The sequence below is a fragment of the Gordonia sp. DT218 genome (genome assembly GCF_049847105.1).
Taxonomy (GTDB): domain Bacteria; phylum Actinomycetota; class Actinomycetes; order Mycobacteriales; family Mycobacteriaceae; genus Gordonia.
In genome coordinates this window covers 287,842-313,477 of sequence record NZ_JBNCNS010000001.1, presented here as the reverse complement: position 1 = coordinate 313,477, position 25,636 = coordinate 287,842, and the positions used below count along the sequence as shown (strand labels likewise).

Genomic DNA, 25,636 nt, shown 5'->3' with positions numbered 1-25,636 from the left:
CGCCGATAAGCGACCGGTGGGAGAGCGTATGTCGGCGGGACTGACCCGGCTGATCATCAGGGCGCCGAGGGCGGTGCTTGCCGGCGCCGTTCTGGTCTTGGCGCTTGCGGGTCTGTACGGCGCGACGGCGGCCCAGCATCTGCTGGCCGGCGGCTACAGCGATCCGAACTCGGGGTCGGCGCGCGCCGACCGCGTTCTCGACGAGACCTTCCATCGCGGCGGGCTGCAGGTGGTGATCAAACTCGACGGGCCGGCCGGGATGAACATGGCGACCGATCCGATCGCACGGGAGGTCGGCGGCGGAATCGTCGACGAGCTCGAACGTCGCGATGATGTGCAACGTCCGATCATGTCGATCTGGCAGGACCCGAACCTGGCCCCGGGGTTGGTGAGCCGGGACTCCACATCGACCCTGATCGTCGCGACCCTCGACGGCGGCGAGGAGCTGGCGCCCGAGCGTGCCGAGCAGATCGCCGACCTGGTCTCCGGTGAGCAACAGGGGATCTCCGTCCGCGTCGGCGGGCAGGGGCTGGTGTTCAGTCAGGTCAACGCACAGACCACGAAGGACCTGGCCAAGGCCGAGGCGATCGCGATCCCGATCAGTTTCCTCGTCCTGATCGTCGTGTTCGGTGGCCTGGTGGCGGCCGCGCTCCCAGTGGTCATCGGGATCGTCGCGATCGTCGGCACATTCGCATTGCTCCGCCTGATCGCGGAGTTCGCCGATGTCTCGATCTTCGCCCTGAACCTCACCACCGCGATGGGGCTGGCGTTGGCCATCGACTACACGCTGTTGATCGTGACGCGATATCGCGAAGAGGTCGCAGCGGGTGCGCGACGTCCGACCGCGATCGCGACGACGATGGCGACGGCCGGGCGGACCGTGGCGTTCTCGGCGGTGACCGTCGCACTCTCGCTCGCGGCTCTGGCGATCTTCCCGATGTACTTCCTACGGTCGTTCGCCTATGCCGGTATCGGCGTCGTACTGGTCGCCTCGCTGGCCGCGTTGATCTTGACCCCGGCGATCCTGCTGGTGCTCGGAGACCGCGTGGACGCGCTCGACGTCCGCAGGCCGGTCCGCAGGCTCTTCCGCCGACGGGAGCCGACGCCGCAGGCAATCGAGGAGACCCGGTGGTACCGATCGGTGCAGTTCGTTCTCCGGCACGCGGTGCCCGCCGCCATCGCGGTGACGGCACTGCTCCTCGTGCTGGGAGCGCCGTTCTTCGGGCTCCGCTTCGGTTTCCCCGACGATCGGGTGCTGCCCTCGTCCGCGTCGTCGCATGCGATCCAGCAGGAGATCCGGGAGGACTACCCGCAGAACCTGTCATCGTCGGTGACCGTCGTCGCCTCGGGAGTTTCCGACCGAGCCGCTCTCGCCCGGTACACCGGAGCGCTCTCGAAGGTTGCGCAGGTGAACTCGGCGATGTCGTCGGCGGGCACGTTCGTCGACGGTCGATCGGTCGCCCTCGGCAGCGCCGACGACACGCGCGGCGAAGTCTCCGTCGTCACCGTGTCGACCGATCTGGAGCCCATGCGGGACGACGGTCTGGCGCAACTCGACCAGTTGCGTGACGTCGCTGTCCCGGAAGGTGCGAACGTGCTGTTCACGGGCCTCGCGGCCACCAACGCGGACACGGTCGATGCCATCTACGATCACCTGCCGTGGGTTCTGGCGACCATCGCGATCGCCACCTTCATCCTGCTGTTCCTGTTCACCGGCAGCGTCGTCCTGCCGTTGAAGGCGCTCGTCCTCAATGTGCTGTCGCTGACCGCGACCTTCGGTGCGATGGTCTGGTTCTTCCAGGACGGGCATCTCGGCGGGTTGGGTACCACCGCGACCGGCTACCTCGTCGCGACGATCCCGATACTGATGTTCTGCATCGCTTTCGGTCTGTCCATGGACTACGAGGTCTTTCTCCTCGGACGTATCCGGGAGGAGTGGCTGGCATCGGACGGAAGTCGCGCGGCGAGCGACCATGCGGTGGCGGTCGGCCTGGCCCGGACCGGACGGGTGGTGACCGCGGCTGCGCTCCTGATGAGCATCGTGTTCGCCGGCATCGCAGCGTCTGAGGTCTCGTTCATGCGTATGTTCGGTGTGGGGCTGACCCTTGCCGTCCTGATGGACGCGACCCTGATCCGGATGGTGCTCGTGCCCGCGTTCATGCGATTGGCCGGGCGCGCCAACTGGTGGGCCCCGGGCCCGCTCCGACGCCTGCACGATCGGATCGGGTTGTCGGAATCGGTCGTTCCGCAACCATCCGACACCGATGCCTCAGGACAGATGTCGACCCAGGAGAACAGTGCACAGCTCGACGAAACGAACCCGGTCACCCCGCGGGTCCGGTGAGCTCCTCGCCGAGGAGATCATCGCCTCGGCCACCGCTCTTCTTCTCGAAGAGGGAGATGATGCCGCGGTGTCCATCCGGGCGGTCGCCGGCCGCGTGGGGGTGACCCCGCCGTCTATCTATCTGCACTTCGCCGACAAGGACGCCTTGCTCGACGCGGTGTGCGCACGATATTTCGAGCAGCTCGACGGCGTGCTGGGTGAGGCGTCAGAAGGCATCGAGGACCCGCTCGAGCGAGCTCTCCAGCAGGGGTTGGCCTACGTGCGATTCGCGGTGTCGACACCCGTTCTGTACCGGCTCGCGTTTCGGCAGGCGCCTCCCGGCGGGGCCTCGAAGGTCGACGAGGTGTTGGCGGCCTCCGCGTTCGCCCGGATGTCGGCGACCGTGACCGAACTGGCCGGCGAGGGTTTCTTCCCGATGTCCGACGTCACCGAGGTGGTGCTCGAGTTCTGGACGGCGGCCCACGGGGTGGCGTCGCTGATGCTCGCCAAGCCCGGTCTGCCATGGGGCGATGACCTGGCTCTCGCCGAATCCCTGATGCGTTCGGTCTGCCTCGGACGCGCTTCGATGGGCGTTCTGGGGGCGGCGAGCGAGCCGTGCGACGTGCGTGCATGGTTGGGCAGGCAGCGTTTCGACAATGGTGACACTGAGGCTGTCGCACGACACGAAAGTCAAGAGAAGGTAAAGTCGGAACTCGATAGCAGTCGTACCCGTTGACAGGGCAGCCACCACAAGCAAAAGGAGCACGTACGTGCGAGAGAGCAGCAATCCGGTTATGCGCGGCGTCGTCCGCGATAACCAGACCGGCTACGCCGGTTTCGGCGCCGGAGCGGCCGCCGCCGGTCAGGGTGCCATGTGGAATCAACAGGGGCAGCAGACCGATCCATACACGCGTCCGGCCGCGCCGGTCACCCGCCAGCTGACGATCGACGATGTGGTCACCAAGACCGCGATCACCCTCGGCGTGCTGACCATCTCGGCCATCGCAACCTACTTCCTGGTCGACCAGAACGTCGGACTCGCCTCCCCGCTGATGCTCGTGGGTGCGCTCGGTGGCCTCGCACTGGTGCTGGTCGCCTCGTTCGGCCGCAAGCAGGACAACCCGGCGATCGTGCTCGGGTACGCGGTCTTCGAAGGCCTGTTCGTCGGCTCCATCTCGTTCGTCTTCGCGAACATGGTGGTCGCCAACGACACCTCCGCCGGAGCGCTGATCGGGCAGGCGGTGCTCGGCACGTTCGGTGTGTTCTTCGGCATGCTGCTGGTCTACAAGGTCGGCGCGATCCGCGTTACGCCACGGTTCACCCGCATGTTGTTCGCCGGCATGATCGGCGTCATCGTCCTGATGCTGGGCAACCTCGTGATCGGGCTGTTCAACGGTGGAGAGGGCTTCGGTCTCCGCAACGGCGGACCACTGGCGATCATCTTCTCGCTGGTCTGCATCGCGCTCGCCGCATTCAGCTTCCTGCTCGACTTCGACGCTGCAGACCGGCTCATCCGGGCCGGCGCACCCGAGCGCGCTGCCTGGGGTGTCGCACTGGGTCTGACCGTCACGCTGGTCTGGCTCTACGTCGAGATCCTGCGCCTGCTCAGCTACTTCAACTCGGACTAGCCTCACAGACCGAAACCCCGCGCCGCGTACTGCGGCGCGGGGTTTTTGTGTGGGGGCCAGGATCCCGCCGAAAAAACCACTCGCCAGGCCCGATCGGCGTTGATAGCGTTCTGATCCATGTGGTGAGCAGCAGGAGCGCGGCCGATGAGTTCTGCCGCGGTACCCGGTCAAACAATCCATCGCCATCGACCCGTCGGTCGATGGCTTCTTTCCGGAAAGGACTCCCAGTGACTGCCACCGACACGTCGTCACCCACCGACGACCGACTGTCGCGTCAGAACCTGCTCCTGATCGGCGTTCTGCTGGTCGCCTCGTTCGTGGTGATCCTCAACGAGACCGTCATGAGTATCGCGATCCCGGTGCTCCAGGAGGACTTGGGCGTCGACCCCAGTGTGGGGCAATGGCTGACCACGGCCTTCCTCCTGACCATGGCCGTCGTCATCCCGCTCACCGGCTTCCTGATCCAGCGCGCGGGAGCCCGGGTGTTGTTCATCGCCGCGATGTCGGCGTTCACCGTCGGTACCTTCATCGCGTTCGCGGCGCCGGGGTTCGAGGTGCTGCTGATCGCGCGGGTGATCCAGGCGCTCGGCACCGCCATCATGCTGCCGTTGCTGATGACGACGGTGATGACCGTCGTCCCGGAGGCGCGGCGTGGCGTGATGATGGGCAACATCTCGGTGGTCATCGCGGTCGCTCCGGCGCTGGGCCCGACGGTGTCCGGTTTCATCCTGGATCACTTCGGATGGCGCTGGATCTTCGGCTTCGTCGGTCCGATCGCACTGGTGGCGCTCATCGTCGGCGGTGTGCTGGTCCGGCCCGTAGGGGAGCGGATCAAGACCCCGATCGACTATCTGTCGATCCCACTGGCGGTGCTCGGTTTCGGCGGACTGGTCTACGGGCTCGCCGGGATCGGAGAATCCGCGGAGGCGGGAACGTCGGTGCCCCTGTGGGTTCCGTTCACGGTCGGCGTGCTGGCGCTCGCCGCCTTCATCGGTCGCCAGCTCGCGTTGCAGGGACGGGATCGGGCCCTGCTCGATTTGAGGGTGTTCAAGTCCGGTCAGTTCTCGCTCGCGATGGCAGCCATGGTCGTCGCGATGGGGACCATGCTCGGCACGTTCATCGTGGTGCCGTATTTCGCTCAGACGGTCCTCGGACTCGACCCGCTCACGACCGGTCTGCTGACGCTGCCGGGCGGCCTGATCATGGGTCTCGCCGGGCCGGTCGTCGGGCGGATCTACGACATGTACGGGCCGCGGGTTCTGGCGGTTCCGGGCGCGATGATCGTGAGTGCCGCGGTCTGGATGCTCGTCTTCGTCAATCCGTCGACATCGCTCTGGTGGCTGATGGGCGCCAACGCACTGTTGTGTCTGGGACTCGCCGCGACCTTCACACCGCTGATGACGCTCGCGCTCGGGTCCGTCGAGCCGCGGCTGTATTCGCACGGCTCGGCCGTGCTCGGTACCTTCCAGCAGGTGGCTGGTGCCGCCGGTACGGCGCTGTTCATCACGGTGATGACCGTGGTGTCGACCGCCGACCAGACCGCGGGCGTCGCGGAGGCCGAGGCGATCAGCCATGGCGTGCAGCGCGTGTTCACCGTCGCCGGATGCCTGAGCATCGCGCTGATCGTCATCGTGCTGTTCTTGCGGAAACCGCCGGCGACGGTGGAGTCCGCCGAGGACACGTCCGAAGGTGCGCTCGACGCGGATGCGGTACTGCCCGAGAGGGTCTGACAGAAATGGCCCGGGGCCGCCGGATGATTCCGACGGCCCCGGGCCATTCGCTGTGAGCCGGGATCAGCTGAGGCGCTCGAGCACCATCGCCATACCCTGACCGCCACCCACACACATCGACTCGATGCCGAAGGTCTTGTCCTGGGTCTGCAGGTTGTTGAGCAGGGTGGTGGTGATGCGCGCGCCGGTCATGCCGAACGGGTGACCGAGTGCGATCGCGCCGCCCGAGATGTTCAGCTTGTCGTGGTCGATGCCGAGTTCGGCGGCCGAGCCGAGCACCTGGACTGCGAACGCCTCGTTGATCTCGACGAGGTCGATGTCGGAGATCGACTTGCCGGAGATCCGGAGGACCTTGCGGATCGCCTCGATCGGGCCGAGGCCCATGATCTCGGGCGACAGGCCGGTGGCCGCGGTCGCGACGACCCGCGCGAGCGGGGTCAGGCCCAGTTCCTTGGCCTTGGTGTCGCTCATGATCACCAGGGCGGCCGCGCCGTCGTTGAGCGGGCACGCGTTGCCGGCGGTGATCACGCCGTCCGGACGGAACACCGGCTTGAGCTGGGAGACCTTCTCATACGTGGTGCCTGCGCGGGGCCCGTCATCGGTGGTCACGCTGGTGCCGTCGGGGAGGGTCACCGGATCGATCTCACGCTCGAAGAAGCCGGACTTGATCGCTTCCTCGGCGCGGTTCTGGCTGAGCACACCCCAGCGATCCTGGTCCTCGCGGGAGATCCCGGTGAAACTCGCGACGTTCTCCGCGGTCTGGCCCATCGCCATGTAGACGTCGGGGATCAGTCCGTCCTTGCGGGGGTCGTACCAGGTCGGCGCGCCACCTTCCGCGGACTTCTCGGTGCGGGCCATGGCCTCGTCGAACACCGGGTTCTTGGAGTTCGGTGCGCCGTCTGCGCCGCCGGAGATGCCGAAGCTCGACACACTCTCGACACCGCCGGAGATGATCACGTCGGCCTCGCCTGCCTTGATGGCATGCATCGCCATACGGGTGGTCTGCAGCGACGACGAGCAGTAGCGGTTCACGGACACACCGGGCACGTGGTCGAGGCCGAGTTCGACGGCGATCACGCGGGCGATGTTGTAACCGCCCTGACCGCCGGGCTGACCGATGCCCCAATGGATGTCCTCGATGTCGGCGACATCGAGCTCGGGCACCTTCGCGAGTGCGGCGGCGACCATCTGGCGGGAGAGCTCGTCCGGCCGGACGTCTTTGAGGGATCCCTTGCCGGCGCGGCCGATGGGGGAACGGGCATGGGCGACGATGACTGCTTCAGGCATGCCGCCAGATTACCCCCTAGCAGTTGCTTGGTTCCCTGGCCGTCCCACCAGACGGCGAACCCTGCTGACCAGCCGATTCTGTTCGACCGCCTCAGAGACCTCGGGCGGCTGCGGCAGCGGCGCCGGTCCCCACTCGCCGATCGCCTCGAGGACCTCGGGCATCAGGATGTCGGCGGCGAGGGCGTAACCGGCGGCCGACGGGTGGTACTGGTCCGGCGAGAACATGTGCTCGGGCTTGGCCAGGAACTCCTTGGCGAGCAGGTCGGCCATCGGGACCGGCCGGCCACCGGCCGCACGTACCGCGCCGCGTTGCGCCGCGGCGAGTTGCAGGCCCCAGCGGCGTAACACCGACCGAAGCGGTTGTGGGATGGCCGTGATCACGCCGAAGTCGGGGCACGTCCCGACGACGACCTCGGCACCGTTCTCCTTCAGCAGGGTGACGGCCTCGCCGAGTCTTCTGGCCGACGCCCTGATGCCATTGGTGGCCGTGACGTCGTTGGCCCCGATCAGGATCACCGCTACATCGGGCCGCTCACGAGTGATCAGCATGGCGTCGACCTGTGCCTCCAGACCCTTGGACGTGGCGCCGACGATGGCCTTGTTGGCGTATCGCACGATCTTGCCGGTCTCCGCGGTCACCCGCCGGGCCAGCAGCACTCCCGGTGTCTGGTCCGCGGTCTCGGCGCCGAGACCCGCAGCGGTCGAATCGCCGAAGACGACGAGGTAGACGTCCACCGACGTGCCCCGGGCGGGACGATGCGGCCCGGTGCCGTCCGGCAGGTAGATGCCGTCGCCGTTGGGGGCGTCGTCGGTGCGGTGGGGTATCACCGTCCGCGCCTCGGTGGCCTGCCCGTTCAGGTAGTTGTATGCCGCCCACGACGCGCCCGCGCTGGCCGCAGTGGCCGCGACGGTCGCGCCGACGTCACGCAGCAGTCGGTTGTTGTCCACCGCGACCCGGCCACTCGAATCCATGTGACTCCAATTCGGACACGGCAGCCAGCTTAGTCGGAGTTTCACTCCGGGTTCGATCCGATTCCGGACCTCTGGGACCATGGGCGTATGCGTATCGCTGATCATGTCGTGGACCTGGTGGGCAACACCCCGTTGGTCAAGCTCAACTCGGTGACCAACCCAGGTTCGGGCCTGGTCGCGGCCAAGCTGGAATACCTCAACCCCGGTGGCAGCAGCAAGGACCGGATCGCCGTCCGGATGGTGGAGGCGGCCGAGCAGTCCGGCGCGTTGCCGCCCGGCGGCACGATCGTCGAGCCGACCTCGGGCAACACCGGTGTCGGACTGGCGTTGGTGGCGCAGCAGCGCGGCTACAAATGCGTGTTCGTGTGCCCGGACAAGGTCGGCGAGGACAAGCGCAACGTGCTCCGCGCCTACGGGGCCGAGGTGGTGGTGTGCCCGACCGCGGTGCCACCGGATCACCCGGACAGCTACTACAGCGTCTCGGATCGGCTCGTGCGCGAGATCGAGGGTGCCTGGAAGCCCGACCAGTACTCGAATCCGGCCGGGCCGCAGAGCCACTACGAGACCACCGGGCCGGAGATCTGGGCGGACACCGACGGCAAGATCACCCACTTCGTCGCCGGTGTCGGCACCGGCGGCACGATCACCGGAACCGGCCGCTACCTCAAAGAGGTGTCCGACGGCGCGGTGAAGGTCGTGGGCGTCGACCCGGAGGGCTCGGTCTACTCGGGCGGCACCGGTCGCCCCTACCTGGTTGAGGGTGTCGGCGAGGACTTCTGGCCGTCCGCGTACGACCCGTCGATCCCCGACGAGATCATCGCGGTGTCCGACGCCGACTCGTTCGACATGACGCGGCGGCTCGCTCGTGAGGAGGGGCTGCTGGTCGGCGGCTCCTGCGGGATGGCGGTGGTGGCCGCGTTGCAGGTCGCCGAACGCGAAGGGCCGGATGCGGTCGTCGTCGTGTTGCTGCCCGACGGTGGCCGTGGCTACCTGGGCAAGATCTTCAACGACAGGTGGATGAGCAGTTACGGTTTCCTCCGGTCCCCGCTCGACGGCAAGGCCATGGAGCCGCTCGTCGGTGACGTGTTACGTGGCAAGGCCGGAGCGCTGCCGGATCTGGTTCATACGCATCCGTCCGAGACACTGAGGGATGCCATCGAGATCCTCCGCGAGTACGGCGTCTCCCAGATGCCGGTGGTCGGGGCCGAGCCCCCGGTGATGGCCGGAGAGGTCGCCGGCGCGGTCACCGAGCGGGACCTGCTCGGTGCCGTGTTCGAGGGCCGAGCCAGCCTGGCCGACCCGGTGTCGGCCCACATGGGTGATCCGTTCCCGCTCATCGGGTCCGGCGAGCCGGTGTCAGCGGCCACCAAGGTGCTGTCGGAATCGGATGCCCTCATGGTGGTGGAGGACGGTAAGCCGATCGGTGTCATCACCCGCCACGATCTGCTGGCGTTCGTCAGCAGCAACCCCATCGTCGGATAGGAAGTCGAGCCATGAGCGAGAAGCGCAGTGCCGCGGATTCGACCCGCTGGCAAGGATTTTCCACCCAGGCCATCCATGCCGGATACGAACCGGACCCGCGGACCGGCGCCGTGAACGTGCCGATCTACGCCAGCTCGACGTTCGCGCAGGACGGTGTCGGCGGCCTCCGTGATGGGTTCGAATACGCCCGGACGGGTAACCCGACGCGGCGCGTGCTCGAGGCCAACATCGCTGCACTCGAACGCGGGGCGTACGGTCGAGGCTTCGCCTCGGGTATGGCCGCAACCGACGCGCTGCTGCGTGCGACGCTTCGTCCCGGCGACCATCTGGTGATCCCCAACGACGCCTACGGCGGTACGTTCCGGCTCATCGACAAGGTCTTCTCCCAGTGGGGGATCACCTACTCGGCGGCTCCGGTGTCCGACGTCGACGCGGTTCGGGCGGCCATCACGCCCGCCACCAAGCTCGTCTGGATCGAGACCCCGACGAATCCGCTGCTGAACGTCGGCGACATCGAGGCGCTCGCCGCCGTGGCGCACGAGGCCGGCGCAAAACTGGTGGTGGACAACACCTTTGCGTCTCCCTATCTGCAGCAGCCGATCACGCTGGGCGCCGATGTGGTGCTGCACTCGACCACCAAGTATCTGGGCGGACACTCCGATGTGGTCGGTGGTGCACTGGTCACCAACAGTGAGGAACTCGACGACGCGGTGGCGTTCCTCCAGAACGGTGCCGGTGCGGTGCCGGGCCCGTTCGACGCCTACCTCACCATGCGCGGCATCAAGACCCTCGCGGTGCGAATGGACCGGCACAGCGACAATGCCGAGCGCGTCGTCGACTACCTCTCGTCGCATCCCAAGATCGATTCCGTGCTGTACCCGGGCCTCGCAGAGCACCCTGGACATGATGTCGCAGCCAAGCAGATGCGGCGGTTCGGCGGCATGGTTTCGGTGCGGGTCAAGGGCGGACAAGTTGCCGCGCAGGAGTTCTGCGCGCGAACCGAGGTGTTCACCCTGGCCGAGTCGCTCGGTGGCATCGAGTCGTTGATCGAGCACCCCGGTGCCATGACCCACGCATCGACGGCCGGCTCGTTGCTGGAGGTCCCCGCCGATCTGGTGCGCCTCTCGGTCGGTATCGAGGACATCGCTGATGTCCTCGGCGACCTCGAAAACGCGTTGGGCTGACTTCGGGCGGTCCAGGGCCGATACTGGCGAACATGCTCCTCACCTCCGCCGAGATCGACGACGCAGGGCAGGCCTTGTCCGGTGTCATGCGCCGCACCCCGATGGTGGCCTCGCGTGTGCTGTCCGAACGGGTCGGGTGTGAGGTCTGGCTGAAATGCGAGAACCTGCAGCGCACCGGATCGTTCAAGCCGCGCGGTGCCTATCTGCGGATCTCCCGTCTGTCGGCGGAGGAACGGTCTCGTGGCGTGGTCGCGGCCAGCGCCGGAAACCACGCCCAGGGCGTCGCCTGGTCGGCAGGCACGCTCGGCATCACCGCCCGCGTCTACATGCCGCGTGGCGCAGCGCTACCCAAGGTGGCGGCAACGAAAGCCTATGGCGCAGAGGTGGTCCTCGAGGGTTCGACCGTCGACGAGGCGCTCGTCGCGGCCCGGCGCTTCGCCGACGAGACGGGCGCGGTTCTGGTCCATCCCTTCGATCACCCCGACATCGTGGCCGGACAGGCCACCGTCGGGACCGAGATCCTGACCCAGATGCCCGATGTCGATGCGATCGTCGTACCTCTCGGTGGGGGTGGCCTGCTGGCCGGCGTCGCGGCGGCCGTCAAGCCACGACGCCCGGAGGTCACCGTCATCGGGGTGCAGGCCGCGCAGGCTGCTGCCTGGCCGCGATCGCTCGCCGCGGGTCATCCGGTGGCGGCCGCATCGATGAACACGATGGCCGACGGCATCGCGGTCGCGATGCCCGGCGACGTCCCGTTCGCGCACATCAGCGAGCTGGTGGACTCGGTGGTCACCGTCAGTGAGGAATCGCTGAGCACGGCCCTGCTGCTGATGCTCGAACGGGCGAAGCTGGTGGTCGAGCCGGCCGGCGCGGCCGCGGTCGCCGCACTCATGGCCGGTGGCCTCGAGCTGTCGGGCAGGGTGTGCGTCATCGTCTCCGGCGGCAACATCGATCCCTTGCTGCTGAGCCATGTCACGACTCACGGTCTCACCGCCGCCGGCCGGTTCCTCACCGTCACCGCAACCGTCTCCGACCGCCCGGGCGGGTTGATCGCCCTGCTGGAACTGCTCCGTGACCGCGGTGCGAGCGTCGTCGACGTGGTCCACTCCCGGGTCGCCGACGACCTCTACCTCGATGAGGTACAGGTGACCGTCAGCGTCGAGACCCGCGGACCCGAACACCAGCGTGAGGTGCGTCGTGCGCTGTCGGAGGTGGGCTTCCTCCGCGAGTGAGCCCACCCACCCGCCGACAGCAACCGGAAACTCGGCGACAGCAACCACGATTCCGCCGACAGCAACACGTCACAGCGCGTCGGGGAAGCCGTCGGCGGCAAACACGGTGCTGTCGGCGGGAAACAGGTTGCTCTCAGCGAGGAACCGGTTGCTCTCGACGACGGGGCTACGGTGACCGTCGGTCAGGACTGGGGCATCAGCTTCGCGAAATGCCGCACGGTGTCGGTTTCGACCGTTTTGAACACGGTCGATGCGGTGGGACCCGAGAACGCGGTGACCGCCTTGGCCGAGGTGGAGAGCTCGAGGGCAAAGGACCAGACGAGCCGGCAACCGACCTCGGCCGCGCGCACCTCGGTGAGCTCGCCGAACCGCTTGAGTCCCGGCGTCGACGCGGAGACGGCGTAGAAGGCGTTCCGGTACTCGCCCGCGGTCTCGTCCTCATCCCAGACGAAGAAGTGTTCCGACAGCCCGGCCACCCCCAGCGAGGCCTTGCGGGTGGTGTCGACGCCATACGGCGGCGGCGACGTGAACTCGATGGATTTGATTGCGCGACACCAGTCGAGCGTGTTCTGCCGGGTGAACTCGGCCCACGCGCGCTGTGGCGTCACGGGCAGGTTCACGTCCATGCGGTAGGTGATCGGTGCGGACTCGAAGAAGTCGAGGTCGATGGCCTCGAGAGGGTAACTGCGCGCCATGGTTCCATTCATACACGTAGGGACTGATCGGGTTGCGCTGTGTGGCGCTAACCTGACTGGGTGTCCGCGTCCGAGAACATCACCGTGATCGGCCTGCTGGGGCCGGTCGCCGTGGGGCGAGGGTGCGTCGAGCCGGATGGCCTGGTGGCCGTCCCCGGGGTGCGTGCCCGCCGCCTGCTCGCCTCGCTCGCGCTGGCGGACGGGCGGACCCGTTCGGCCGAGCGCCTGATCTCCGACGTCTGGGGCGATGATCCACCGCGTTCGCCGATGCCCGCCCTGCACACCCAGGTGTCGCGCCTGCGCCCACTGCTCGGCCCCGGCCGCCTCGAAGGTGTCGGCAACGGCTATCGCCTGGTCGGGTGCCGCACCGATCTGGAGATCGTCGACGACCTCATCGACGATGGCAGCCCCGGGGCGCTCGATGCGGCGACGCATTGGTGGCGCGGTGTGCCCGGCGACGATCTGGACGACGACGGTTCCTTCGGCCTCGATGCCGACGTGCGGACGCGGGCGGAGCGGCAGCGAGACGCCCTCGACCAGCGGCGCGTCGGGACGGCGTTGGCCGCGGGTGACTTCTCGACGGCCCGGGAGATCGCCGACAGGCGTTGTCGGGCAGACCCGTTGGACGAGTCGGCGCACGTCGACCTGATGCGTGCACTGGCCGGCGAGGGGCGGACCGCCGACGCGCTGTCGGTGTTCGCGCGCCTGCGCCGGTCCCTGTCCGAACAGCTCGGCGTCGACCCGGGGCCACAAGCCGTTGCCGTCAATGCCGAACTCCTTGCGACGGAGAATGGTTCGCAATCTTCGACGGTGAGATCCGATGAACCGGCTCCGCCACCGGTGGTCAAACGCGGCCGGACGGTCGGGCTCATGGTGGAGGCGTCGGACCTCATCGGCCGCGATGACGACATCGCTGCCATCGTCGGGTCGTTCGACGACCACCGGTTGGTGACCATCCAGGGCGCCGGCGGTGTGGGCAAGACCCGCGTCGCACACCGGGTGGGTGACGCGCTGGCGCAGTCGGGGAGGCCGGTGTTCTACGTCCCGCTGGCGCCGGTCCGCAACGAGGACGACGTCGTGGCATCGATCGCCGCATCCCTCGGGGTCGGCGAGACCGATATCGGCAGCGGCGCGCGACCCCGGATGGCGGTCGGCGACCTCGCCGACCGCCTGGTCGACGCTGTGCGTGGGCAACGCGCGGTCATCATCCTCGACAACTGTGAACAGGTCATCGAACGGTGTGCGCGCGTGGCCGCGGACCTCTTGGCGGCCGAGCCTCAGCTGTCCATCCTGACCACCAGCCGCTCGCCCCTCATGCTCGCCGCCGAGCGCATCTATCTGCTGCCGGTTCTCGATGTGGGAGTGCACGGTTCGGCGGTCGAACTCTTCGAGCGGCGGGCGCGGGCGATCCGGCCCGACGCGCAACTGCCCCGGCCCGCGATCGCCGAACTCTGCCGGCACCTCGACGGACTGCCGTTGGCCATCGAGCTCGCCGCCGCCCGGATTCGCGCCATGACCGTTGCCGAGATATCGAGGCGACTCGAGGAGCGTTTCGCGCTCTTGCGGGGCACCGATCGAACAGCCCCCGATCGTCATCGCACCCTGTACGCGGTCATCGAATGGAGTTGGGATCTGCTCGAGGCAGACGCACGGACGGCGATGCGCCGACTGTGTCGCTTCCCGGCCGGATTCACCACCGATGCCGCGTCGGTCGTGGTCGGACAGAGCGGATTCCGGCTCGCCGACACTCTCGAGGCGTTGGTGAATCAGTCATTGCTCACCGTGACCGAGACCGACGGCCACATCCGGTATCGGATGCTGGAGATGGTCCGGGAATTCGGTGAACAGATGCTGACCGCCTCCGACGATCCGACGGAGTCGGACGACGTCGACCGCGCCATGGGCCACTGGGCGCGTGAATTCGCCGAGGTGGCCGAGGCGAAGTACGAGATCGCCGTGGACGATCGGTTGTTCACCTGGATCGCCGCGGATGTCGAAAATCTGGTCTGGGTGTTGCGTCGCTGCGCCACGACGGCCGGCGAGACCGGCGAGCCCGGCGCTGTGGACACTGTCGTCACGGTCTTCCCGGTGTTGAGCGCCTTCTGGATGGTCCGCGGCTTGCATGGCGAGATTATGTCCTGGGGTGCAAGACTTCTCGCGGTCCTGCCGAAGCCGCCCTCGGTTCTCTCCGATGCCATGCGACGCCGCTGGCAGTTCACCGTGCTCGTCTCGATGGGGCACCTGGCGATGCAACAGGACTTCCGGGGGGTGGCCACCGGACGCCACCACATCCGCATGATGCACCGACCTGAACGGACCTTCGACGAACCGACGGAGCTGATATCGGCCTGTGTGTTGTGCCGAACCCCGCAGGCCGCGATGCGGTACATCTCGCGTGGGACGCGTGCGGTCGACGAGCAGGTGCGAACGGCCGCGCTGTCGATCCGGATGAACACCCGGGAGAACTTCGGCGACCTCGATCGGGCGCTGGCGGACGGCTTCCTGCTGCGCGAGATCGCGCGGCGGCACGACAACGCCTGGATGTCCGGGATGGCCCAAGTGACCATCGGCAGTTTGCACGGACAACAGGCTCAGTGGGACCGGGCGGTCGGTCATTACCGCAGCGCCATCATCAATCTCGTCCGTCTCGGTTCACGCGACGACGAGTTGCAGACCCGGTGCTATCTGGTGGTGACCCTGGTCGCGCTGGGGCGACTCGACGAGGCTGAGCGCGAATTGCTCGTGGCGGCCGAGGGATGGACACCCGACGACCCCAATCCGCAGGGCAATCCTGAGGTCATCGGCGCGATGATGCTCGGCTACGCCGAACTGGAATTTGCCCGTGGTCATGTCGATTCCGCAGGTGAGATCTTCTGGCGTGCTGCCGATCTCATCAAATCCAATCATCCGCTGGGTGCGCAGGACCCGGGCATGGTGATGCTCATCAGCGCAGCCGTGGCCGGCATCGTGCGGGCGGGGGATCTGGCGCGGGCAGAAGAGTTCCTGACCTTGCTGGCCGACGGTATCAACGATACGTTCGGACTGGCCGGCTGGCAGGACCAGCCGCAGGCGGGTGCGATGGCGATGGCCGCCGGGTACCTGATATGCGAGACCGACGGCCGCGACGAGGACGGCGCGTGGCTTCTCGCGCTGTCCCGGCGATTGGGCGCCCGGCAGGACTATCCGTCGCTTCATCACATCTATGTCGGGATGGCGGAGATCTGCGGGCTGCCCACCGCGCAATGGGATTCCCTGGTCGAGGAAGCAGCAAAACGGTCGCGACGCCAGGCGGTGGACGAGGTCCGAACCCGCCTGGCGTCGCGCACCAGCACTCAGGCGTGAATTCTCACGCGTTTCGCATGTAGGCACGCACGGCCAGCGGCGCGAAGATCCCGGTGACCACCACGGCGCCGATGAGCGCGTACACGACGTGGATTCCGATGTGCCCGTTGGCGGTGAGTTCACGTACGGCGGACACCAGTTGGCTGATCGGATTGATCTTGACGAACGCCTGCAGCCAGCCGGGCATCGTGTCGACCGGGACAAAAGCATTCGACATGAAGGTCAGCGGAAACAGGATCAGCATCGAGATGCCCTGTACCGCAGAGGCCTTGCTCATGATGCAGCCCATCAGGGCGAAGATCCACGAGACCGCAAAGCTGCACACGATCACCAGCGCCGCGGCCCCGATCGTTCCCCAGACGTCAGGTCGCCACCCCATGATCAAGCCCATGACGATGGTCAGCGTCGTCGCGATGAAATAGCGGATCATGTCGGCGAGCAACGCGCCCGCCAGCGGACTGATCCGGGCGATGGGCAGTGACCGGAATCGGTCGAACACACCCTTGTCCATGTCCTCGCGCAACTGGGTGCCGGTCACGATCGACGTGGTGATCACCGTCTGCACCATGATGCCGGGAATGATGACCGGCAGGTAGGAGCTGATGTTCCCGCTGATCGCGCCACCGAAGATGTAGGTGAACATCAGGGTGAAGATGATCGGTTGCAGCGTCACGTCGAACAGCTGTTCCGGGTTGTGCCGGATCTTCAACACGCCTCGGTAGGCCATCGAGAAGGACTGTCGGACGGTCTCGGCGAGGCCGACCGACCGTTTGGCCACGGGCCGAGCGTCTTTGGTGGTGATCGCGGTCGATGACGGGCCGCGGTCGATGGTTGTGGTGGTCATCAGGCCACCTCCTCCTTGATGGTGTCGGTGTCGGTCTGATCGTCGGCAGGCCGGCCGGTGATGGTGAGGAAGACCTCGTCGAGACTCGGCTTCTGGACGTTGATCTCATCGATGGCGATCTGGTTCTCGCGCAGGGCGATCAGGACGTCCGGCACCAGATCCGGCTTCTGCAGGCCGACGGAGACGCGGGCGGCCTCGGGGCTCAGGGTCGCGGTCTCGCCGAGTACGGACTCGACGATCTGGCACACTTGCTGTGCGTCCGTCCGGTTCACCGGGACGAGTTGCAGCGTGCTGGCACCGACCGACTGCTTGAGTTCGTCGGCGGTTCCGTCGGCGACCACGATCCCGTGATCGATGACGGCGATACGGTCGGCGAGTTGGTCGGCCTCATCGAGGTACTGGGTGGTGAGCAAGACGGTCGCGCCCTGCTTCACGAGGTTGCGGATGGTGTCCCACATCTGAGCCCGGGTACGTGGGTCGAGGCCGGTCGTGGGCTCGTCGAGGAACAGCAGCGGCGGGGTGTCGATGAGGCTTGCCGCCAGATCGAGGCGTCGCCGCATGCCGCCGGAGAAGTTCTTCAGCGGCCGATCGGCGGCCTCGGTGAGTGAGAACTCCTCGAGCAGTTCGTCGGCCCGGGAGCGCGCCGCGGGTCGCGACAGCCCCAGCAGCCGGCCGAACAGGACGAGGTTCTGTGTCGCGGTGAGGTCCTCGTCGACCGAGGCGTACTGCCCCGTGACGCCGACGAGGGAACGGACCGCGACGGCGTCGTCGACGACGTCATAGCCAAAGACGGTCGCGTGGCCCGCATCGGGACGCAGCAGTGTGGCGAGCATGCTCACCGTGGTGGTCTTCCCGGCCCCGTTCGGTCCGAGCACGCCGTACACCGAACCGGTGGGGACGGCCAGATCCACGCCGTTGACGGCGCGGGTCGATCCGAAGTGTTTGACCAGCCCATGCGCATCGATCGCCAGGCCGGCGGAGGTGGTTGTTGTCATGCCGCCGAGAGTGCCCGGTGCCTCTGTCGTGGGTCTTACACCGGCTTGCGCGGCGGTTACAGCGGCTGGACGGCCGCTGACGTGGGTCGCGGTGAATGTGGGGCACGGTTCAGTTCGACGCGCGGCGGTTCGGGAGAGCGGAGTTCGGCGGGGGTGGGTTCGACGCGCGGGGGTTCGGCGAGGGTGGGTTCGGCGCGGTGAGCGATGTAGGCGAGGCCGAACAGCAACATCGGGATCAACAGGTAGCCGAACCGGCCGACCGGCGCGAGCAGGAAGAAGCACGAGAAACCCGCGCCGATGAAGGTGGCTGCGGCGGCGAAGGTGGCCGGCGGTCGACGGACCAGGCAGATCGACAACACCGCGGCACACACCGCCAGCAGTGCCATGTCGATGACTCGGCCCGCCGGGCCGAGTGATGCGAGGAGCACCCCGGGCATGGGGCTACGCGCAGGTGTCGGGGTACTGCCATGGCCGGTGGGGAACTCGACGACCTGGGCGATCGTGTCCGACAGGGACAGAACGGCCGGGATGACGAAGACCGCCGATGCGGCCACGAAGAACGCGACGAATCGCGCTGCGACGGCGCGGCCGTAGCGGGTGATCAACAGCGCCAGGATGATCGGCAGGCTGAGCAGTGCCACCCATTTGATTGCGAAGGCGGCGGCGATGAAGACCGCTCCCAGCGCGGGACGACGGGTGGCGGCGAGTGCTAGTCCCAGGAGGAGGAAACCGGCGAGCGGGAGGTCGACACCGCTCGCGCACATCTCCAGGGCGATCGTCGGCGATGCGACCAGCAGGATTGCGGCATTGGTCGCCCATCCCGACCGCGCGTGGAGCACACGCATCGACCCCCACACGCCACCGATCGCAATCGCCGCACACCAGATCCGCGGATCCCCGACGACATTCCACGCGCTCTGCGGATCGATGCCGGTGCGTGCGATGAGGGCTGCGGGGATGCCGAACAGGGCCATCACCGGGAGGTAGGGGTTGATGTCCGCAAGGTCGGTGGCGTGGTGGACGTACGGGATTCCGCTGGTGATCAGCAAATTGCCGGACCGCGAGATGACACCGATCTCGTCCTGCATCTGGTGATGGCCGTTGAGCAGCATGACGAACGGCACGACGAGGGCGCCGGTGACCGCGGCCATGCGGGCGAGGCGACCGCGTCGGGTACCGGCCGGCAGCGGAGCGATCGAGATGAGAGCGGCGACGCCGTAACCGATGACGGCCGAATGCGCCCAGGTGATGTGGGCATCGAGGCCCGAGATCCGGAACAGGAAGTACGCTCCGGCGCCGAACACGAGGTACGCCACGGCCTCGACGTGATGCCGCCGCACCTGTGGGTGCTTCCGTAAACCCACGATGACCATTCGATTGCCCCCGGTCTACTGTGGAGTGAACACTTAGTTGAACGTATCAACCACGTCGTTCCGAATTTAATCCGGTGGGGGACGTATGGCCATTGCATGGCGGGATCAGCCGCCTCATCAGGGGCACACGCGTGTTGCCCGAGTGTCGGCGGCCACGCGTGCGCGGTTGGCCGGCGTGATGGCATATCTGGCGCAGCCGCGATGGTGGGTGGAGATCCTCCTCATTTGGGGGATCTACTCGGCCTATTCGCGGGTTCGCAACATCGGCGGCAAGGACGTCGACCGTGCCTTCGGCAACGGACGATCGATCGCGCAGATCGAGCAACACCTGCACATCGCCTTCGAGCCGGCGCTCAATCGCTGGGTGCATGTCAATGGCTGGGTGGCCGATCTCAGTGCGCTGCACTATCACACGCTGCACTGGTGGATCACGATCGGCGTGTTCGTCTGGCTGTTCTGGCGGCGACGCGAGAGCTATCGACGGGCCTCGCTCGTGTTGGCGCTGACAACCCTCATCGCGCTGGCCGGCTTCTTCCTGATCCCGACCGCGCCTCCGCGGATGTACCCGGGTTATGTCGACATCATGGCTCAGACGGCGTCGTGGGGCTGGTGGGAAGGTTCCGGCTCACCCGGGCCGGAGTCGGTGACGAATCAGTTCGCTGCGATGCCGTCGCTGCATTGTGGGTGGGCGATCTGGTGTGGCGTGATGATCGCGATGTACGCGCGCCGAACGTGGGTGCGCGTGCTCGGGGTGCTCTACCCGATCAGCACCGCCTTCGTGGTGATCGGGACGGCCAATCACTATGCGCTGGACGTGATCGCGATCGTCGCGGTGATCGCCGTGTCGATGGCAATCGTGTACATGCCGTGGCGTCAGGCCGCCGATGCGGTCGCGCGCAGATCGGCGGTGTCGGGCAGATCCGTCGCGTAGCGGATGACCGAGGTCACGCGGCCGAGGCGACGCTCGACGAGGACGATGGCCTCGGCCAGCTGATCCGGATCATCGACGTCGGCGACGAGGGCGGCCGTGTGGCCGTTGTTGCCGAGCATGAACGGCACGGCGGCCGAGTACTGGCTGCTGACGACACCCAGCGGGATGTCGCGACGGAACAGCGCGCGGGCGTAGTCCAGGACAGCGGGGTCGTCGTCGAGGACGATCAGGGGAACGGTGGGGGTACGTGTGCTCTTTCTCATGATCCAAGGATGATGCCGCAGGTTGGAGACGGTCTGAGGCGTTGCTGTGGGTTGGCTGTGGATGCTTTTGTGGCCTGTGGATGAATCTTCGGTGCCGGCGTCGAACGGGTTTACTGTTCCTGGCCATGGGACGACGCCATCGGAAACCAGAACCCTTGTGGACGCCCCAGAATGTGGCTCGCATCCGGGCGGAGCTCGCCCACGGATATCGACGGAGGATCGACGACGAGACCCAACAGATCGGCCGCATTCGAGCGCGGGTCGATCAGCTTTCGACGATCATCGACGACGGGGTGCTGCTGGACCTGCGTCCTGAATTCCACGACGAGCTCGTCGAGGACCTGGAGGAATATCAGGAGGACCTTCCCCGTCTCGCCGACGCGCGGGCGCACGCGTGTATCGCCGCAGATGTGGTTGCGGAGTTCACGCCGACGTGGTTGCTGCCGTCGTCGGTCACCGCAGTGCGTTCGGTGGCGGTGGAATCCCGCGATACCACTCATCTGACCGGACTGACCTACGCCGGATGCATTCTGTTCGGGGAGCCGATCGCGCAGATCGGTGCGTACCTGGATCCGTTTCGGCTGGAGTGGAAAGAGGTGGACGTCGACGGTGTCCTGTGGTGGTCCTATGCCGACGATCGGGACGAGGATGAACGAGGCACCCGCGAGGACTCCGAACCGTCACCGTCGCTCGCCGTGATCTTGCACATCCTGACCCGTAGTCGGACGACGACGGAGCCTCACTGGTTCCGGAATCCGTGGGACGCATCGAGTCTCGCCGACGTGTCATCGTGCGTCATCCCCGTGCGCGTGGACGCCGATCTGCCGGCCTCCGACGACATCGTCCCGGTGGTGAACTTCCTGCAGCGACTCGGCGCCGCGGTGAAGTCGGACACCGTCCGGGTGAGCGAGCACGCGCTACCTCCGAGCAAGCGCGAGTACGTGAGACCAGGCTGGCCCGAGTTGGCGCCACTCACTTCGCTCTCGGTTGTCTCGGCCGCATGACCAAGTCACGCGGAACGTAGATCCGCGATCAGTCGGGCGGCCGCTTGTTCTCTGCTGCCGTTTCTAGTATCCAGGGTAGAACATGTTCTAGTTCTGCCCGCTGTTGTCGATCTTTCTGTCTGGCGTTGAGGAGCCCCCAATTGCACACCCCGATCTGTGACGAGCTCGGTATCGAGTTCCCCATCTTTGCGTTCACCCATTGCCGAGACGTGGTGGTCGCCGTCAGCAAGGCGGGTGGTTTCGGCGTGCTCGGTGCTGTGGGGTTCACACCCGAGCAACTCGAGATCGAACTGAAGTGGATCGACGAGCACATCGGCGATCGGCCCTACGGCGTCGACATCGTCATCCCCAACAAGTACGAGGGGATGGATGCCGACATGTCCACCGAGGACCTGACGAAGATGCTCCAGGACATGGTGCCTGCCGAGACGCTGGATTTCGGGCGCAAACTGCTGCTCGATCACGGTGTTCCCCTCGGTGAGGACGGCGACAACTCGCTTCAGTTGCTCGGCTGGACGGAGGCCACTGCGACCCCGCAGGTGGAGATCGCCCTGCAGCACCCGAAGGTGAAGCTGATTGCCAACGCTCTCGGTACACCGCCCGTCGACATGATCGAGAAGATCCACGCGTCAGGCCGCAAGGTGGCCGCGCTATGTGGTTCACCCCAGCAGGCGCGTAAGCATGCGGACGCCGACGTGGACATCATCATCGCGCAGGGCGGCGAAGGCGGCGGTCATTGCGGCGAGGTCGGTTCCATCGTGCTCTGGCCGCAGGTCGTCAAGGAGGTTGCACCGCGTCCGGTGCTTGCGGCGGGCGGCATCGGCAGCGGCCAGCAGGTCGCAGCGGCCCTCGCGCTCGGTGCGCAGGGCGCGTGGAGTGGCTCGCAGTGGTTGATGGTCGAGGAGGCCGAGAACACCCCCGTTCAACAGGCCGCCTATGTCAACGCCGGCAGTCGCGACACGGTGCGCAGCCGATCGTTCACCGGCAAACCGTGCCGCATGCTCCGCAACGATTGGACCGAGGCGTGGGAAGACCCGAACAATCCCGAGCCGCTGGGAATGCCGTTGCAGTACATGGTCTCCGGCATGGCCGTTGCCGCAACGCACAAGCATCCCGACGAGAGCATCGACGTCGCGTTCAATCCGGTTGGCCAGGTTGTCGGTCAGTTCCAGAAGGTGGAGAAGTCCGCCGCGGTGATCGAGCGCTGGGTGCAGGAGTACATCGAGGCAACCGGCAGCCTGGAGAGCCTGGCGAACGCGACCTGAAGTCGCTGTACCACAACATGATCGGTGGACAACGCCGGTAGGTCACGTCAGGCTGCCGCCCAGTTCCGTGAAACGGGGCGGCAGCCTGATGCCATGGGACGTCGGAATCGCGCACAAGATCCGGTGTGGAGTCCGCAGTACGCGGCCAGGTTCCCACGGTGGACGACGATGAGCGCGAACTCCTCGGCGAACTCAGCGGACACGCCCTCGACGCGCTCGACGAGAGCGCCGCGCTCGCGACGGTGGAAGGTGAACTCGTCGGCGGGAGTGCGGTCGTCTGGATGGACCGATCCGCGATGGATGGATGCGATCAAGCTGGAGCCGTTGACCGCCGGAGCCCGGACTCGTTGTTGCCGGAGGTGGGCTTCGGTGTTGCATTGTTCGAGAATCCCTTGGGCACCTGGGTATTCCCACCTCTCGACGTCGATGTGGAGGAGGGCAATGCGGTTCGGCAGTCCGCGCGGTGCGGCGAATCGAACTGGGCGCCGTCCTCATGTGCGGACGAAAGAAGTAACTGCATGGCGGCCACTGTAACGATCGGGTGTGTCACGTTGCGGCGACTGAAGGGCTCAGCGACTCAGGGGATGATAGGTGCACGCACGTGCGCTCCAACGGTTGTGCATGTTCGTGCACCTTTGGTAGGGTGCACGAACATGCACCTTGGAGGCGACGATGTTTCGAACACCGCGTGAAGCCGGCATCGTCCTCCGACACCTCCGTGAAGAGGCTGGGCTTTCCCAAGCCGTCCTTGCGGAACGTGCCGGAGTCTCGAAGCGATGGCTCGTCAACTTCGAGAACGGCAAGCCATCGGTCGACATGTCGTTGGTGATGGATGCGTTCGCCGCGCTCGGAACCGCCTTCGATGTCGTGATGGACTCAGCCGCCCAAGGCGAGCAACGATGACCGACATCCTGCAGGTGTACATGGACGGGGCCCGGTGCGGGGAAGTTCGCCAGACGACGCGTGGGGACCTGCGGTTTGTTTATGACGAGGAGTATCGGAACACACGCGATGCGACGCCCCTGTCGCTCTCGATGCCCCTGGCCATATCCGAACATCGGAAGCGCGTGATCGCACCATTTCTCGACGGGCTCATCACCGACAACGAAACAGCGCGGCAATCACTCGCACGGCGCTTCGGCGTGAGTCCGAACAACAGGTCCGCGATTCTGTCGCATATCGGTGCAGACGTCGCAGGTGCACTGCAACTGTTACCCGAAGGGGTCGCGTCCACGGATGCGTTGCCGCGCGGTGTATACCACGAACTCGCCGACCAGCAGGTAGGGGAGATGCTGCGTGGCATCGTCGACGAATACCGAGATGGTCGAGCTGCGACCGCGAACGTGGGGCAGTTCAGTCTTGCTGGGGCGCAACCCAAGATCGCTCCTTCGTACATCCGATGGTGACTGGGCGACTACGGACGGAGGTACGCCCACGACGCACATTCTCAAACCGGTGGCGGGCGATTACCGCCGCATCGACATCGTGGAACACATGACGATGCGCGCGGCGGAGATGATGGGGTTGTCGGTCGCATCCACGTCTCTGGACTCTTTTGACGGCGTGCGGACATTTGTCGCTACTCGTTACGACCGCGAGTACGTCGACGGTTTGTGGCGCCGATTGCATCAGGAAGATCTCGGACAATCGTTGGCTGTGCCTCCAGCCAAGAAGTACCAGCGCCTGGACGGTGGACCAGGCGTAGCGGACGTCGCCAGACTCTTTCGCGGTCTGAGTCGACCCCGAGATCGTTCCTCTGCAGCGTGGGCGTTCTATCAGGGTTTGATGTTCAATACGGTGCTGGAGTGTACTGACGCGCATATCAAGAACTATGCGGTGATGCTGTCCGGCAACGCGGTGACCTTGGCGCCGCTGTATGACCTCGCCACCTTCGCCCCTATCGGACGGCCAATGGCCCGACGCGCTCCGCGATGAAGATCGGTGGCGAGTACAGGTTCGCTGCGATCGGGCAGAAGCACTGTCTTGCAGCAGCCGCAGCACTTCGGGTCGGCGCCGATCGAGCGCTCGACTTCGTGAACACACTCCGCAACAACGTGACCGGAGCGTTCGAGGCCGCGAGAGACGAACTTGCAGATACCGATCGGGACACTTCGAGGTTCGCCGGCGAAGTCCTTGCGAGCGTTGCGGCTTTACCGTTGGTCCGGTGAATAATGACGACTCCGGTCGTCAGTGCCAGGGGCAATCCGTAGTCCGGCGCCTTCTTCCAATCGAGCTGATCGCCTGGGACTTGGTGTCGCCGACGCCGATACCCGGCAAGTAGGTGGTGAGACAATGCACCTGATCGAATTCCGGCCCAGGGTTTTCGGGGCGAGTAGCACCTTGTTGTAGGTGCCGCGGACGTACTCGCCTCGACCTTCCCCCTGACCTCGAGTCCCGAGCAATCTCCACCGACTGTACTCGGGGCCGACACCGAGTAGCGGCCGAACTCGGAACCTCCGAGAGCGACCGCTACATCAGTGTCCGAACGACGAGGCTCAGCTGTGGTACGGCTCGGCGCTGACGAGGGTGACCTTGATCACCGCGCCGCTGGGCACGGAGTATTCACGGGTCTCGCCGACCTTGGCATCGATCAGTGCCGCGCCGAGCGGCGAACTCGGGGAGTAGGTCTCGATCGACCCGTCCCCGGCACTCTCCTCGCGGGTGGCGATCAGGAAGGTCTCGGTGTCGCTCTCGTCGCCGTCGTAATAGACCTTGACCACCGAACCCGGCAGGGCGACACCCGACTGTGTGGGTGCTTCGCCCACCTTCGCGGTGTTCAGCAACTCCTGGAGCTGGCGGATACGCGCTTCCTGCTGACCCTGCTCTTCGCGGGCCGCGTGGTAGCCGCCGTTCTCCTTGAGGTCGCCCTCTTCGCGACGCTCGTTGATCTCCGCAGCAATGACCGGTCGGTTGGCGATCAGTGAATCCAGTTCGCCTTTGAGGCGGTCATGCGACTCCTGGGTCAGCCACGTCACCTGTGTGTCGGTCATCGGTCACTCCTTTGTGTTGTCCGCGCCCAGGCGGATTCTTCAACTGGGCATATGGACTGCTCAAAATGCAGCAACACGACCCCTCGCGGAGCCGTG

General features: G+C 66.3%; 24 protein-coding genes. 15 read left to right on the top strand and 9 right to left on the bottom strand.

Translation table 11 applies throughout. The features are described 5' to 3' along the window. Window positions 1-28 precede the first annotated feature (28 nt). The 4 genes from ACPXCG_RS01455 (at window position 29) to ACPXCG_RS01440 (ending at window position 5,681) form a co-directional block, all read left to right on the top strand. On the top strand, window positions 29-2,344 hold the full coding sequence (locus ACPXCG_RS01455) for an MMPL family transporter (protein WP_425788412.1): 2,316 nt from the start codon (window positions 29-31) through the stop codon (window positions 2,342-2,344). Further along, window positions 2,298-3,059, top strand: a complete 762-nt coding sequence (locus tag ACPXCG_RS01450) for a TetR/AcrR family transcriptional regulator (protein WP_425788410.1) — start codon at window positions 2,298-2,300, stop codon at window positions 3,057-3,059. The genes ACPXCG_RS01455 and ACPXCG_RS01450 overlap by 47 nt, the downstream gene beginning before the upstream one ends. Window positions 3,060-3,093: 34 nt before the next feature. Continuing rightward, window positions 3,094-3,951 carry a Bax inhibitor-1/YccA family protein gene (locus ACPXCG_RS01445; protein WP_164306958.1) on the top strand — a complete coding sequence of 286 codons (858 nt, stop codon included), beginning with the start codon at window positions 3,094-3,096 and terminating at the stop codon, window positions 3,949-3,951. Window positions 3,952-4,151: 200 nt separating this feature from the next. Next, window positions 4,152-5,681: an MDR family MFS transporter gene (locus tag ACPXCG_RS01440; protein WP_425788407.1), complete on the top strand. Its 1,530-nt coding sequence runs from the start codon at window positions 4,152-4,154 to the stop codon at window positions 5,679-5,681. 63 nt (window positions 5,682-5,744) lie between these two features. Here ACPXCG_RS01440 and ACPXCG_RS01435 read toward each other — a convergent pair whose 3' ends face one another. Both ACPXCG_RS01435 and ACPXCG_RS01430 read right to left on the bottom strand, forming a co-directional pair. Beyond that, on the bottom strand, window positions 5,745-6,968 hold the full coding sequence (locus ACPXCG_RS01435) for an acetyl-CoA C-acetyltransferase (RefSeq protein WP_425788405.1): 1,224 nt from the start codon (window positions 6,966-6,968) through the stop codon (window positions 5,745-5,747). Window positions 6,969-6,977: 9 nt separating this feature from the next. Then, a complete protein-coding gene (locus ACPXCG_RS01430) occupies window positions 6,978-7,940 on the bottom strand; it encodes an SGNH/GDSL hydrolase family protein (RefSeq protein ID WP_425788403.1) in 963 nt (320 codons plus the stop codon). An 87-nt stretch (window positions 7,941-8,027) separates the two neighbouring features. Between ACPXCG_RS01430 and ACPXCG_RS01425 the strand changes: the two genes are divergently transcribed. From ACPXCG_RS01425 to ilvA, 3 genes are read left to right on the top strand one after another with little or no spacing between them, the layout of a single operon-like run. Then, on the top strand, window positions 8,028-9,422 hold the full coding sequence (locus ACPXCG_RS01425; RefSeq protein WP_425788401.1) for a cystathionine beta-synthase: 1,395 nt from the start codon (window positions 8,028-8,030) through the stop codon (window positions 9,420-9,422). An 11-nt stretch (window positions 9,423-9,433) separates the two neighbouring features. Then, window positions 9,434-10,606 (top strand): cystathionine gamma-synthase, encoded by a 1,173-nt coding sequence (locus tag ACPXCG_RS01420; protein ID WP_425788399.1) that lies wholly within the window; start codon window positions 9,434-9,436, stop codon window positions 10,604-10,606. Window positions 10,607-10,638: 32 nt separating this feature from the next. Then, entirely contained in the window at window positions 10,639-11,838 is a 1,200-nt protein-coding gene (gene ilvA, locus ACPXCG_RS01415; RefSeq protein ID WP_425788397.1) for a threonine ammonia-lyase, read from the top strand. A 182-nt stretch (window positions 11,839-12,020) separates the two neighbouring features. Here ilvA and ACPXCG_RS01410 read toward each other — a convergent pair whose 3' ends face one another. Continuing rightward, window positions 12,021-12,533 (bottom strand): SRPBCC family protein, encoded by a 513-nt coding sequence (locus ACPXCG_RS01410; protein WP_425788395.1) that lies wholly within the window; start codon window positions 12,531-12,533, stop codon window positions 12,021-12,023. A gap of 60 nt (window positions 12,534-12,593) precedes the next feature. Between ACPXCG_RS01410 and ACPXCG_RS01405 the strand changes: the two genes are divergently transcribed. Beyond that, window positions 12,594-15,875, top strand: a complete 3,282-nt coding sequence (locus ACPXCG_RS01405; RefSeq protein WP_425788393.1) for a BTAD domain-containing putative transcriptional regulator — start codon at window positions 12,594-12,596, stop codon at window positions 15,873-15,875. Window positions 15,876-15,879: 4 nt separating this feature from the next. Here ACPXCG_RS01405 and ACPXCG_RS01400 read toward each other — a convergent pair whose 3' ends face one another. The 3 genes from ACPXCG_RS01400 to ACPXCG_RS01390 are packed head-to-tail and all read right to left on the bottom strand — an operon-like array spanning window position 15,880 to window position 19,078. Beyond that, window positions 15,880-16,719 carry an ABC transporter permease gene (locus ACPXCG_RS01400; RefSeq protein WP_425788391.1) on the bottom strand — a complete coding sequence of 280 codons (840 nt, stop codon included), beginning with the start codon at window positions 16,717-16,719 and terminating at the stop codon, window positions 15,880-15,882. After that, window positions 16,719-17,714, bottom strand: coding sequence for an ATP-binding cassette domain-containing protein (locus ACPXCG_RS01395; RefSeq protein WP_425788389.1), 996 nt, complete (start codon window positions 17,712-17,714; stop codon window positions 16,719-16,721). Before ACPXCG_RS01395 ends, ACPXCG_RS01400 begins: the two co-directional genes overlap by 1 nt. Window positions 17,715-17,770: 56 nt before the next feature. Next, window positions 17,771-19,078: a hypothetical protein gene (locus tag ACPXCG_RS01390; RefSeq protein WP_425788387.1), complete on the bottom strand. Its 1,308-nt coding sequence runs from the start codon at window positions 19,076-19,078 to the stop codon at window positions 17,771-17,773. A 94-nt stretch (window positions 19,079-19,172) separates the two neighbouring features. Here ACPXCG_RS01390 and ACPXCG_RS01385 point away from each other — a divergent pair, with 94 nt between their 5' ends. Continuing rightward, complete coding sequence (locus ACPXCG_RS01385) at window positions 19,173-20,018, top strand: phosphatase PAP2 family protein (protein ID WP_425788385.1); 846 nt, start codon at window positions 19,173-19,175, stop codon at window positions 20,016-20,018. On the opposite strand, the gene ACPXCG_RS01380 is transcribed toward ACPXCG_RS01385, so the two are convergent. Further along, on the bottom strand, window positions 19,961-20,281 hold the full coding sequence (locus ACPXCG_RS01380) for a hypothetical protein (RefSeq protein WP_425788384.1): 321 nt from the start codon (window positions 20,279-20,281) through the stop codon (window positions 19,961-19,963). The two genes, ACPXCG_RS01385 and ACPXCG_RS01380, sit on opposite strands and share 58 nt — an antisense overlap. A gap of 125 nt (window positions 20,282-20,406) precedes the next feature. Here ACPXCG_RS01380 and ACPXCG_RS01375 point away from each other — a divergent pair, with 125 nt between their 5' ends. Beyond that, window positions 20,407-21,285 carry a hypothetical protein gene (locus ACPXCG_RS01375; protein ID WP_425788382.1) on the top strand — a complete coding sequence of 293 codons (879 nt, stop codon included), beginning with the start codon at window positions 20,407-20,409 and terminating at the stop codon, window positions 21,283-21,285. A gap of 140 nt (window positions 21,286-21,425) precedes the next feature. Continuing rightward, entirely contained in the window at window positions 21,426-22,550 is a 1,125-nt protein-coding gene (locus ACPXCG_RS01370) for a nitronate monooxygenase (protein WP_425788380.1), read from the top strand. Between the two features lie 47 nt (window positions 22,551-22,597). Here the strand turns inward: ACPXCG_RS01370 and ACPXCG_RS01365 are convergent, their stop codons facing one another. After that, on the bottom strand, window positions 22,598-22,864 hold the full coding sequence (locus ACPXCG_RS01365) for a hypothetical protein (RefSeq protein WP_425788378.1): 267 nt from the start codon (window positions 22,862-22,864) through the stop codon (window positions 22,598-22,600). Between the two features lie 358 nt (window positions 22,865-23,222). Here ACPXCG_RS01365 and ACPXCG_RS01360 point away from each other — a divergent pair, with 358 nt between their 5' ends. The 4 genes from ACPXCG_RS01360 to ACPXCG_RS01345 are packed head-to-tail and all read left to right on the top strand — an operon-like array spanning window position 23,223 to window position 24,718. Further along, window positions 23,223-23,453, top strand: coding sequence for a helix-turn-helix domain-containing protein (locus ACPXCG_RS01360; RefSeq protein WP_425788376.1), 231 nt, complete (start codon window positions 23,223-23,225; stop codon window positions 23,451-23,453). After that, window positions 23,450-23,956, top strand: coding sequence for a HipA N-terminal domain-containing protein (locus ACPXCG_RS01355; protein ID WP_425788375.1), 507 nt, complete (start codon window positions 23,450-23,452; stop codon window positions 23,954-23,956). The genes ACPXCG_RS01360 and ACPXCG_RS01355 overlap by 4 nt, the downstream gene beginning before the upstream one ends. After that, a complete protein-coding gene (locus ACPXCG_RS01350; RefSeq protein ID WP_425790421.1) occupies window positions 23,871-24,485 on the top strand; it encodes a HipA domain-containing protein in 615 nt (204 codons plus the stop codon). The genes ACPXCG_RS01355 and ACPXCG_RS01350 overlap by 86 nt, the downstream gene beginning before the upstream one ends. Further along, complete coding sequence (locus ACPXCG_RS01345; RefSeq protein WP_425788373.1) at window positions 24,482-24,718, top strand: hypothetical protein; 237 nt, start codon at window positions 24,482-24,484, stop codon at window positions 24,716-24,718. Before ACPXCG_RS01350 ends, ACPXCG_RS01345 begins: the two co-directional genes overlap by 4 nt. A 327-nt stretch (window positions 24,719-25,045) precedes the next feature. On the opposite strand, the gene greA is transcribed toward ACPXCG_RS01345, so the two are convergent. After that, window positions 25,046-25,540, bottom strand: a complete 495-nt coding sequence (gene greA / locus ACPXCG_RS01340) for a transcription elongation factor GreA (RefSeq protein ID WP_425788371.1) — start codon at window positions 25,538-25,540, stop codon at window positions 25,046-25,048. Between the last annotated feature and the right edge of the window lie 96 nt (window positions 25,541-25,636).

Excerpts from the sequence above, each read along its gene's own strand:
- ACPXCG_RS01400 (WP_425788391.1), bottom strand. The coding sequence starts at position 16,719 with ATGACCACCACAACCATCGACCGCGGCCCGTCATCGACCGCGATCACC.
- ilvA (WP_425788397.1), top strand. The coding sequence starts at position 10,639 with ATGCTCCTCACCTCCGCCGAGATCGACGACGCAGGGCAGGCCTTGTCC.
- ACPXCG_RS01380 (WP_425788384.1), bottom strand. The coding sequence starts at position 20,281 with ATGAGAAAGAGCACACGTACCCCCACCGTTCCCCTGATCGTCCTCGAC.
- ACPXCG_RS01375 (WP_425788382.1), top strand. The coding sequence starts at position 20,407 with ATGGGACGACGCCATCGGAAACCAGAACCCTTGTGGACGCCCCAGAAT.
- ACPXCG_RS01430 (WP_425788403.1), bottom strand. The coding sequence starts at position 7,940 with ATGGATTCGAGTGGCCGGGTCGCGGTGGACAACAACCGACTGCTGCGT.
- greA (WP_425788371.1), bottom strand. The coding sequence starts at position 25,540 with ATGACCGACACACAGGTGACGTGGCTGACCCAGGAGTCGCATGACCGC.
- ACPXCG_RS01345 (WP_425788373.1), top strand. The coding sequence starts at position 24,482 with ATGAAGATCGGTGGCGAGTACAGGTTCGCTGCGATCGGGCAGAAGCAC.
- ACPXCG_RS01435 (WP_425788405.1), bottom strand. The coding sequence starts at position 6,968 with ATGCCTGAAGCAGTCATCGTCGCCCATGCCCGTTCCCCCATCGGCCGC.
- ACPXCG_RS01355 (WP_425788375.1), top strand. The coding sequence starts at position 23,450 with ATGACCGACATCCTGCAGGTGTACATGGACGGGGCCCGGTGCGGGGAA.
- ACPXCG_RS01395 (WP_425788389.1), bottom strand. The coding sequence starts at position 17,714 with ATGACAACAACCACCTCCGCCGGCCTGGCGATCGATGCGCATGGGCTG.
- ACPXCG_RS01440 (WP_425788407.1), top strand. The coding sequence starts at position 4,152 with ATGGCTTCTTTCCGGAAAGGACTCCCAGTGACTGCCACCGACACGTCG.
- ACPXCG_RS01360 (WP_425788376.1), top strand. The coding sequence starts at position 23,223 with ATGTTTCGAACACCGCGTGAAGCCGGCATCGTCCTCCGACACCTCCGT.
- ACPXCG_RS01425 (WP_425788401.1), top strand. The coding sequence starts at position 8,028 with ATGCGTATCGCTGATCATGTCGTGGACCTGGTGGGCAACACCCCGTTG.
- ACPXCG_RS01350 (WP_425790421.1), top strand. The coding sequence starts at position 23,871 with ATGGTCGAGCTGCGACCGCGAACGTGGGGCAGTTCAGTCTTGCTGGGG.
- ACPXCG_RS01410 (WP_425788395.1), bottom strand. The coding sequence starts at position 12,533 with ATGGCGCGCAGTTACCCTCTCGAGGCCATCGACCTCGACTTCTTCGAG.
- ACPXCG_RS01455 (WP_425788412.1), top strand. The coding sequence starts at position 29 with ATGTCGGCGGGACTGACCCGGCTGATCATCAGGGCGCCGAGGGCGGTG.
- ACPXCG_RS01385 (WP_425788385.1), top strand. The coding sequence starts at position 19,173 with ATGGCCATTGCATGGCGGGATCAGCCGCCTCATCAGGGGCACACGCGT.
- ACPXCG_RS01420 (WP_425788399.1), top strand. The coding sequence starts at position 9,434 with ATGAGCGAGAAGCGCAGTGCCGCGGATTCGACCCGCTGGCAAGGATTT.